Genomic DNA, 11,547 nt, shown 5'->3' with positions numbered 1-11,547 from the left:
AATGTTCAACTTAAATTTTACAATCTGCCAAGACAAAAAGTATGAATAATTCAGGTTTTTTATTTTTTGTTAAGTGTTTTTCCTTGACACTAGCTTAGTCTGAAATGTCTGATATCTTTTTTTGAGCATTTCGCTATCGTTAACTAGAAGACAGAATGAAACTTTTTGCGCAATTCCCTAGCAGAAAAGGTTTTCTACAATTAATTAAACTTTACCTTTTCTTAATATTTGTCTATTTCCCAATCGTGGGCACACATGCCCCTTTTAGTGCTCCTAAAACTAACAAAAAGATTGTGAAACCCTTTACATCAAAAAATAAAGTTGTACAATGAAGTCAGATTTTGAAAGAAAGAGAGTGACCTTATTATGAACAAACTAAATTATCAGGCAAATTTCGGTGACTTCGATGTGTACGTTGATGAAGACAATGCATGCGCACTAAAGAAATACCATCCAAGGGTAGCTGAAGTTGGTGAAGCATATACATTGAGCGGTCAAGATATGAAAACACTTCTCTTTGAATGCCAAAAGATCAACGAACTTGAAGATCAAACAGAAAAGAAAGAACATTGCGAATTTGTTGAGCGTGAAATTTTAGTTTAAGAAAAAATGTAATCGTTCTTGCAAACGCATTCTATATTAAGATAATTGATGATAAGATTTGTGCCCAGCACAAATCTTTTTTATTGGTCTCGACATAGGGCCTTTTTTTGGTACTTATACATGGGTTAAGATTATATTTAAGCTGACGTCATTTGCTGAAATTCAAAAATAACTGTGTTATCCTTGTTAAGTTATCTAGATAGATAACATTAAATATGCTTGTTGTTAACACTATCTTTAAGTGAATAATTTAATATTTGGAAGGTAACTTTCTAATGAAGATCAAAATCACCGCTTATGTAAAAAAACACTATCCTTTAATGCTTAGCTTTTGTATCCCCGTCATCTTGATGCTTGGATACTTTATTTATCGTAAAATGGCGCCTTTTGGTCAGAACACCTTATTGACCGTTGATTTAGGCCAACAATATATTGATTTCTTTGCTTTTTTTAGGAATTCTATACTTCATGATCCAAGTAACTTTTTTTATTCTTTTAATAAAGCGATCGGTGGAGAAATGTTTGGTGAATTCGCCTACTATTTGCTGAGCCCCTTTAATCTATTATTCTTGTTCTTTCCTGGAAAATCTATCACTGCCGGAGTAATGTTAGTGACTTTACTTAAATACGGCTGTTCTGGTTATACTTTTGGGCGTTTGCTTAAAAAGCAGCAGATCCAATCAAACATTTTGCTGCCGCTTTTTTCTACCGTCTATGCTTTAATGGGCTGGGCGATCGCCAACCAATTGAACCTCCTCTGGGTCGATGCTTTAGTTTTTCTACCTTTGATAATTAATTCGTTATTACAATTACTTAAAAATCAACATGGCACTTCCTACTCGTTATGGCTTGCCTTGATGTTCATTTCTAATTACTACATGGGTTATATGATCGCACTTTTCCTGATCTTGTTTTTCATCTGGACTGAGACCGATAATTTTGTATCTATCAGACATACTATTAAAGATTCTTTCTTATTTATTAGCAGGTCACTGTTGAGTGCCGGTCTAGCTTGTCTTGTATTGTTGCCGACCTTATTTTCTCTCCAAAGCAGCAAGGGAGAATATACAACTAACGTGATCCATGCCAAAATAGAGTATCCTCCGCTGCAAATGCTGTCTAAACTATTAGTCGGCTCTTTTAACTTCAAACAAATGTCAACCGGACTCCCTAACATTTTTGTAGGTTCATTGGTTTTGTTTGGTTTCCTACTCTATTTCTTAAATAGAACGTTTAAATGGCAAACTCGTTTATGTTCCTTTTTGATCACGGCTTTTCTTTTTCTTTCAATGTGCTTCGAGCCGCTTGATCTTTTATGGCACGGAATGCAATTTCCTGTTTGGTATCCATATCGTTTTTCCTTTTTAGTCAGTTTCTGGATGATTTATCTGGCGGCACTTAACTATCAAAGTTCATTAGATATCTCAGCAGCCAAAGTTTTAGTCTTAGCTTTATTATACGCAGGGGTCATCTTCTTATCTTGGCGTAACATGAAAAAATTGTCATTTATATCGAAAGAAACTCTGATCTGTTCAACATTATTTGCAACAGCGACATTAACTTTACTATTGATACGTCCAGGCAACGTTCGATCAAATAGGATAAATAAGATATTATTGCTCTTTTTAGTTGTTGGTGGTGAAACTTTTGCCAATGCTATTCTTTCTTTGAACAATATTAGCTATTTAAGTCAAAAAGAGTATGCTGATCCATCCGAAGCCTTGGCAAACGACAGCAAGACTTTGTCTAAGATAGATCCCGGTTTTTATCGTACGGGGCAAACTTATTCACGAACTAAAAATGATGGGATCGCACATGATTTGAATACGGGTTCTTATTTCAGTTCAGCTTTAGAAAAAAGTATTCCTGATTTTTATGGCCAACTAGGCGACCCCGACGGCGATAACTATGTAACTTATTCAAATGGATCATTGATCAGCGATTCGTTACTGGGCATGAAATATTTTACTGCTCCTAAAGATAGCAGCGAGCTTGATCAAAAAAATGCACAAAAAAAAGCATTGACTCCATTAACTGTTAAGCCTGAGATCCAGCGCTATCAGCTGGTCAAAAACCAGCAGTTGACAAAAATTTATAAGAACCCGCTGGCTGCATCGGTCGGATATAGTGCCAACGAAGCGCTTAAAAATGTCAAGTTACCTATCAATGACCCTGTAAATTATCAGACCAACTGGTTAAATGCGGCAACAGGTACTTGGCCGACAACTAAATATTTCACTGCGCAGAACTTTAATGAGGTTGTTTTTCAAAATGCAGATAAAACAGTAAATTTAACTGGTTCCTTATTGAAAAAGAAAAATAAGAAAGACCCAGCACAAGTCATTTTCAAATTTACTCCTAAGACAAATGATCCATATTACCTCACTTTTGGACCTGGAATGGAAGAAACAAACGTTGAAACTTATACTGGTAGTCACTCTTTATACCACTATGGTACATTCCGTCATACCGTTATCTTAAATATTGCTGATCATTCTAAAAACAATGAAGTAACGATAACGACCAGATTTAAAAAGGACTCTTTATTTCTAGAGAACTTTGTTTTATATCGGTTGGATAGCCAGCAAGCAAACAAGAAGTTGCAGCAAATAAAGAAACAGTCTTGGCATGTCAAAGAAATCAATAACCGCCATTTGTCTGGTAAGATCAATATCAAAAATAATAACCAAATTTTTGCAACAACGATTCCATATTCATCAGGCTGGACGGTCAAGATCGATGGAAAAAAGGTGCCAACATTTAAGTTACAAAACACTTTCATTGGAGCAAATATTTCTAAAGGTCAGCACACTGTCACAATGAAATTTACCCCACCTTATTTCTACCAAGGCTTGTTAATTTCATTGCTTTCAATTTTGATCCTAACAGTCATCGAATGGCGCAGTAAAAAACAACAAAATATGTAAGCAAGAAATAAGCTGCTGTGTATCCTAAATCAGGGATATACAGCAGCTTATTTTGGTTAGTGAACTTCTTTAAATTCTAATAACTTCACCAGTTTCTACTAAGTAAATATACTTTTCGATCCTAGCATCTTTTCCTAAAATACTTTGCAAAGCTAAACCATATAAATTTAGCTGTCCACGATAAGACTCTGCGACTTTTTGTGAGCCATTTGCCGGAACATGGTCGGTTTTATAATCAAATAAAATTGTTTTATTTTGTTCGTCTGTGAAATACCCATCGATAATACCATGGATCAGCACAGGTTGTTCAACATCTCTGAACTGTGAACCATCAAACAGCTTGCCTGCTGGATACAACATAGCGATCGGTGCTTCACGCTGTAAAGCTGCTTGATTTTGCAAAATCTCTGCACCAAGTTTAGTTTGATATAAACCGACTACTCCATCAATGCTGATTTTAGCGGCCAAAGAATTGCTTAACAGACCGTCTTCACATAAATCTGCTATTACCTGTTCCACTACTTTTCTAGTAACAGTACCGGTAAGGGGCAATTTTTGGAATACTAAATGCGTGGCAGTCCCGACTTGAGCAGGTGTGACATTATTTTCCTCCATCATAAATAACGGTCGCTCAAAACCATGCTGCAGATAAAGTGCACGTTTTTCGTCATTCTGATCCTTGTTTTGATTTGAATTCCCTACTTGATCAATATTGACTTGTCCCATTAAATCATTATCTGGATCTTCAAACAATCGTTTAATATCAGTTACAGACTGATATGCTGTAGTCATGGTTAATTGCGTATCAGGATATTTAAATTCCATCAGTGCCGAATAATCTGCCGGTAATTGTCCACTTTGAGACTGGCGTTTGGCCCATTGTGCAGCCTGTTCGGTAATTTTGGCTTGACTTATCCCCATATCGCTTTGCAGTCTGCGTTTATCCCAAAATTCAACTTTGAATTTGGCAGGACTATCTTTCAGGACCTCTGGTGCTTGTTCTTTAAGCTCTCTAATTTTTTGAAGTAAGTCGATCTGATCTTTATCTGCGTTTTCTATAATGCTTTTTCCATCTTGCGTTTGCTTCTCATTTTCAGCTGTTAGCGTATAGCGCTTTATATTTGCAGAAGAAAACTCTTTTGATCGAATAATTGCCGCCCCGATCCAATCCAAATAGTTAGAACCAGCCCTTTTACGACTAGCGTCACTCAAAACTAATTGATCGGCAACAATTTGTCCGACCCAGTTTTCTAAGGCCGTTAAAGCGGTCTTAGATTCGCCAACAATGTAAATTTTTTGTTCTGCTCTTGTTAAAGCAACGTATAACTTGCGCATTTCCTCCGCTATAGCCTTTTGAGTTGCCTTTTCTTTAATAGCAACTTTAACTGGTGTCGGTGTTTTAACTTGAATTTCTCGTCCATCTTCAATTTCAGTTGCAACATAATCGATCCCCATACCCAATTTATCATCAAGAACATATGGTTTACTAGATATCGAACGTAAATTAAATTGCTTATGAGCATTGATCAAAAACACCACGGGATACTCTAACCCTTTACTTTTATGGATCGTCATAAACGAAACTGCATTATTACCGTCTTGGACACTCATTTCTGCTAGATCATGATCTTTTTCTTGCATCTTTTTTATGAAACGAACAAATTGAAAAATTCCTTTATAACTCATTTTTTCATAATCAGCTGCTCGCTCATATAAAGCATGCAAATTTGCTTGCCTTTGTTGACCACCTGGCATTCCACCAGCATAATCGAGAAATCCGGTACGCGAATATATTGACCAGATCAAAGTTGCTAAGTCATTACGCCGTCCGCGGACACGGAAACTAGTCAAGTCATCCAAAAAACGAGTCACTTTATGATATATTTTCTCAGACCGTTCATCTTTTTTGAACTCATCTTCATTCTGCTTTTTTTCAAAATGATAGCGAAAATCAGTTAAAGTTTGATAGAAATCTCCCTTTTGCAAATGAATACGCAAATAGGCTAGTTCATTTTCATCAAATTGATATAATGGCGAGCGTAAAACAGCGACTAACGGTATATCCTGATGTGGATTATCAATAACTTCCAATAAAGACATCATGATCTGGATCTCAATCGTTTTGAAGTAGTTATTTGTATTATCAACATTGACTGGGATCTCTAAATTTTTGAATTCTTCGGCAATCAACAGACTATCTCCATGAGTCGAAGCCAGGATCGCTATATCGCTATATTCTAACGGTCTCATTTGTCCACTATCGCGGTCAAAGATCTCTTTGTGTTCTTCATTGATCAGTTTTTTGATCTTATTAGCAACTAAATAAATCTGACCCTGCTCTTTGCTGTCAATTTCAAAATCATCTTCGATCTGCTCTTCTTGCTCGTCTTGTTCTTCTTGCGACTCATAAACTAAGATATCAGTCGACAAATGTGCTGTTTGGGGTGGATAACTAAGATTTCCTGCGATTAAACTCGCGTTGTCATCGTAACTGATCTCACCGATTTTTTCATCCATGATCTGTCTAAAAATAAGATTCGTAAAATCAGCAACATTTTGAACTGAGCGAAAGTTTTCAGCTAGGATAATCTTTTCTCCTGGTTGATCTGTGAGAGTTTCATCTTCCTTAAGTTCGGCAAAATCATGATATTTACGATTAAACAACGCCGGATCCGCTTGTCTAAAACGATAAATCGATTGTTTAACATCACCGACCATAAACATGTTCCCTTGCTGTGGATCTTGAATGGCTGTCAATAAAGCTTCCTGGACACCATTAGTATCCTGGTATTCATCGACCATGATCTCATGATAACGTTTCTGCAACATTGCACGGATCTGGCGACTTTCATCAGTTGGTGAAGAAACAATTGCTAAAGCATAATGTTCCAGGTCATTAAAATCTAGGAGATGCCTTCTTTTCTTTTCTTTCTGATATTCTTTTCTAAAAGAAATGACTATTTGCCCAAATTTTATTAATAATTTTTTCGATTTACTCAATAATGAAACTAGTTCCGAGTCAGATAAGGCAAAATAATCAACTAATAAATGTTTAGTTAATTGGTCGCTAGCAGCCATTTGCAATTTCTTCATTTGTTCGTTTATTAAAACAGCCTTTTCGTTAAGATCATTCGGTTTCGTTTCGCCTGAACACTTGACCAAGGAAGGTTTCCCACTTAACGAACAATTTTCAGCTAATTTCTTGATCTGTTTATATGGCTGGTCATTTGTAACAGCCGTACGCAATTTTTTCAAAGCAGTTAGTTCCTCTGCCTGCAGTTGCGCCTTTTTAGCATATTTTTCAAAACGAGTTTGTTTCTTTTTCTCATAATCCTTAAGATCCGTGCTGACTTCATCTGACCAGTATGACTCCATTTCAGATCGCAGCTTTTTTTCATATAAATCATTACGTTTTTGAACATTAGTTATTATTTCATCCAGTTGCCCGGTAATGATCCCTTTTAAAGAATTTTGCCAGATCAAGCTATTTACAATGTCCTGTCCTTCATCGATCTGGTATGAATTGCTCAGATTTAAAAGCCATTTTTCAGGATCACTGGTTGCACTCGCAAACTCATCCGCTCTCATCACTAACTCAGAAAAGTCAGCATCATCACGATCTTTAGCAAAAATCTGGAGAAGCTTTTCAAATAATTGTGCATCCTCACGTTCATTTTCTGTCATTGAAGAATTATTTTGATAAGAATCCTCTAACTGTTGATAAAAACTTTCGCGCACTGTATCCCAAACATCATCTCTGATCAGGGTCCTTTCTGTATCATCCGAAACCAGTCTGAAATCAGGTTCGATATCGACTGTATAATAATACTTTTGGATCAAATGCAGACAAAAAGCATGAATGGTACTGATATCAGCTACATTGACCGCAGATAGCTGTCTGCGCAACCACTTGAGCTGTTCAGTTTGTTGAATATTTCCAGATCCTAATTGCTGGCTTAATCGTTTTTGTAATTCCTTAGTCAATCTTTCGCGCATTTCTTTTGCTGCTGCTTCAGTAAAAGTCACAATTAGCATGGAAGAAAGATCAACTTTCTGCTCGATCACTTGTTTTAAGACACGTTCGATCAAGACTTTGGTTTTACCGGAACCAGCAGATGCAGCCACTAAAACATCATGTCCATGATGTTCTATGGCTTTAAACTGGCCGGGTGTCGGTTTGAAGCTGCTTTTTTTCTCAACACTCAATCTGTAGCCCCCCTTTCTTTGATCATTTTTTGTATTTCACTCCAGATTTCTTCATCGGACATTTTAGTTATCTTACGGTAGTTATTTCGGTCGAGCAGCGGATCAAACATCATGATCTCCTGATAATCCGAATAGTCAAGTCCAGTACTATTATCTAAACGATAAGGGGCTAAGTCGATCACTCCGGCAAAAATATTTTTGCGCGCCTCTTCTATTTTCAAATCATTGTATAACAGCAATTCTCTGATTTGGTTGATCGTCAATAACAGGCTTTTGGCAGTACTTGTCTTAAAATCCTTCTTACTCTTAACATATTTAACAGGATAGTTATCAGATGACGCTGAACCACCGATTTGCGCAGCTGATTCCAAATCTTGGTCCAAAGCTAAAAGAAAGCCGTTTTCTTCATTAGAAGCATCTGCTCCGCGACGGAATATCCCTTTATACATATAATTTTTATCTAATTCACGGGCATGATCTTTGCTTTCTTTTTTAATTATTGGATCAAATAGATGCAAATATGAAGCACTACCCAACTCGGGGTCTTTCTTATTATGGACTAATTGTCGTGCTAAATTCGAAGAACCATTCAACATATTGGTCAAATCACCATTATCAGCCGCCTGCTGTAAAGCACGCAGATAAGTCAATAACTGTAAAGAGAGTCCATTAAAAGCACGTAGTAAAAAATGATCCATTTTTCGTTCCGGATCACCAGACTTGTAATCTATCACGTTATAATAAAGTTTTCCGTCCTGACCTTCAACGAGATCTATCCGATCTATCCGTCCACGTAAATTCATTTTTGAAGCATTGTCCTTACTTGTTGGATCTGCAAAAACCAGCGCAGGAAGTCCTGTTTGATCTCCAAATGACGTTTCAGTTTTGACTGTATAGATTTTTCTTTTCTTTCGTTGTCTAGCGATCGCGTGAATCACTTGGTCAGCCGTATGAGTCAATTGGCGCTGAGTGTATCGATACCTTGCTGTGGAAGAAAAAATCTTCCCGCCAAATTCTTCTGAAACTTGTTGCAATGTCTTTGCCATTAATTCATCGAATTCGTTACTGCTGATTTCCGCCAAAGTTTTGCCCTGCTTGAGGATATTCCGGAAAAAATACTCCATAATAAAGTGAAAATATTCTCCGGTATCAGCCGGTTGAAGTAAAAACTCCTGCCGTGGGCGCAATTTTAACCCATATTGCAAAAAGTACTGGTAGGGATCAGCAAAAAAAGTTTCTAACTTAGAGATCGAAGTATTGATCTGGTCGCCATATAAACCATGAACTATTTCAGGATCTAAATATTTATGACCATCAGCTTTTTCAGACTGGCCTGGCAACACATCGTTAGAAAAACCTAAACTTTTAAAAAGCTGTGTTGTTCGTTGGTTATAAGTCGCTGATAAATAACGATAAAGACCTCGCCAAGTTGCGTGAAGATCTTTTCCATTATGAAAAGCATCTCGACTTACCGACAACAGTTCACCCAAAGTCGTAGCCTTGGTCCCAATCAAATCAATAATATTATCGGCTGTTGGATCTAGCTGTTTTTCAGGATGTTGAACCTGCAAAGAAAAAGCATTTTTGATCCGCTCAATATAAGGTGAAAGTCGTAATGGCTGGCCATCATTATCACTCAACGGATAAGTGAAGAAAATCCGCGAGTTGACCGCCATAAATGATAAATAATTCGCAAACGGTTCTTCCGCCATTCGAATCTCCGCTGTTTCAGTCAAATATTTTTCAGCAGATCCCTCGCCAGTTAATTGTTCTATCTCATCACGATCTATATCAGAAAGCAACGCATTATTTTCAAATGTCCGCGGCATGACAGCATCAGTAACTCCAACAAAAAATAACACCCGCCTATTTTGCATTTGAACTACTCCGCTTTCAGAAAATATAACCTGATCTAAAGTGGAGGGAACTTGACTATATTTAGCATTATCAAAACCGTTTTGAATAAGAGCGATAAATTCTTCCAGATCCAAGGGTTCTGCGCCCAAAGCTGTCACATACTCATCTAATAAAGAACATAAGGTGTTCCAGACTTCTTCATGCCGAGAAACATCGCTGACCGAACCACTTAAACGAGTAGGGTCATTTTCAAGATCCTTAGCGGCACTAACTTGCCAACCCTGTAAAGTTTGCGGCACACCGATTTTTTCCAAGAAATTTATTAATTCAACAGCAAACTCTCGTCCTGTCTTAACCTTGTTGATCTTTTTGAAAAATGAACTTAATTGCCGGTATACTTCCCGACGGACCTTATTTACAAAACGATTGTTAGGTAAATTAGCTTGACGCTTTTGGTGCTCTTCTGGTGACTCATTTGGTTTCATACCACAAGTTTCGACGACCCAATCCTCTGGATCTTTCCACGAAGATTCATAAAAATAGCCATTTTGCAATATACAATTTTCTAAAAGATCTAATGTGTTTCTGAATGTTCCGAGAGTCCAGTTTGGTTCGTCGATCTTGGGTACAAAAATCTCGGTTTTCAACAATCTCATTACTGAACGATAGGAATAATTTTGTTGTTGCACACTAAACAAAGCAAGTACAAATTCAACTAAAGGATGATTAAGCATTGTTTTATTCAAATCAGTAAAAATTGGAATGTCATACTCATCCATCACATTTTCCAACAGATTCTGATATTTATCCTGCTGTGGCGTTAAAATCAGAAAATCGTGATACTTATAATTACCCGTAAAAACAAGATTTCTAATTTTTGCGGCTACATAACGAATCTCACGTACACGGTCAGATGTTTCTGTCAAAGACAAACTCTGGGCATCTTCTAAGTAATACTTTTTTGGCGGAGAAAACGTTTGTGAATCTATCCAAAAATCTTCGAGGCTGGTCAAATCAGCTGATACCCGAGAATCTGCTGCTCTTTTATCGACCATTCGTGCTACATGTGACGCTTTAGCCTGCTGTGTTAACTCATAGTAGATTTTACCGGTTTGATAAAACAAATCACTTGTTTCAGGTTTACTATCAACATATTTATGATTCAAGATCAAACTAACTCTGACTTCAGCAGCCTTTTGCATCAACACTGAAATAACTTCTTTTTCTTTAGCATTAAAACTTGTAAAACCATCGATCACAAAACAAGACTGACTTAAATCAACTGTTTGCAAATAATTGATCAACTCATCCAAGCTTTCTGCCGTATCTAAGTATTGACCAGCAATATATTTTTCAAACTTCGTATAAACTAGTGAAAGATCATGTAATCTTTGACCAAGATCAACTTGTTCTCCTTTATCTTTTGTCTGTAAATTTTTAGCAAATTGTTCTAAATCTTCTGGTAAAAAACCACCTAATTTAAGCTCTACTATTTGTTCGGCTAATTTTTTACTAAACCCAGGACTATTTCTCTCACGAGTAAAAACGTAAAGTTCTTTTTCATCAAGTTCATGCAAAATATGGGTCACGATCATAGAAAGTCCTGTTGGAGTCAAACGTGTTTTGGTTAAAGCTGGTTGTTCTTTCAAAAAATACCACATCAAACGACTAAATGAAAAAGTCTGCACGTTGGCAGATGCAAACATTTTTTCCATCTCTCCTTTTTGGTGTCGTAAATAATCTAAAACATTAACTTCTGATTCAAATTTAATGTGGTCAGGTACGATATAAAATATTTCTGAAACACTGGCAGAACTTTGCCACTCTTCCAGTTGTTGTAAAACAAGTTTCTGCCGATCAGTTCCCGCCTTACCATAAATAAACCCTAAACTCACCGTGATCCCTCCATTCTTTTTTATATAGTATACGCGTGGTGCTAGTTCGTCATAAAATC

Annotated in this window: 4 protein-coding genes; 2 read left to right on the top strand and 2 right to left on the bottom strand. The window is 36.8% G+C overall.

Annotation, left to right across the window (positions count from 1 at the left end; genetic code table 11):
• The first annotated feature begins 366 nt into the window (after positions 1–366).
• Together FC65_RS05025 and FC65_RS05020 are read left to right on the top strand one after the other, a co-directional pair.
• Positions 367–603 carry a hypothetical protein gene (locus FC65_RS05025; RefSeq protein WP_010496281.1) on the top strand — a complete coding sequence of 79 codons (237 nt, stop codon included), beginning with the start codon at positions 367–369 and terminating at the stop codon, positions 601–603.
• Between the two features lie 275 nt (positions 604–878).
• Complete coding sequence (locus FC65_RS05020) at positions 879–3,530, top strand: YfhO family protein (RefSeq protein ID WP_056971790.1); 2,652 nt, start codon at positions 879–881, stop codon at positions 3,528–3,530.
• A gap of 69 nt (positions 3,531–3,599) precedes the next feature.
• Here the strand turns inward: FC65_RS05020 and addA are convergent, their stop codons facing one another.
• Together addA and FC65_RS05010 are read right to left on the bottom strand one after the other, a co-directional pair.
• Positions 3,600–7,736, bottom strand: a complete 4,137-nt coding sequence (addA, locus tag FC65_RS05015) for a helicase-exonuclease AddAB subunit AddA (RefSeq protein WP_056971789.1) — start codon at positions 7,734–7,736, stop codon at positions 3,600–3,602.
• Entirely contained in the window at positions 7,733–11,488 is a 3,756-nt protein-coding gene (locus FC65_RS05010; protein WP_056971788.1) for a PD-(D/E)XK nuclease family protein, read from the bottom strand. The genes addA and FC65_RS05010 overlap by 4 nt, the downstream gene beginning before the upstream one ends.
• Positions 11,489–11,547 lie beyond the last annotated feature (59 nt).

Source organism: Ligilactobacillus acidipiscis DSM 15836 (assembly GCF_001435755.1).
Lineage (GTDB): Bacteria > Bacillota > Bacilli > Lactobacillales > Lactobacillaceae > Ligilactobacillus > Ligilactobacillus acidipiscis.
This window is presented reverse-complemented; position numbering and strand designations above follow the sequence as displayed.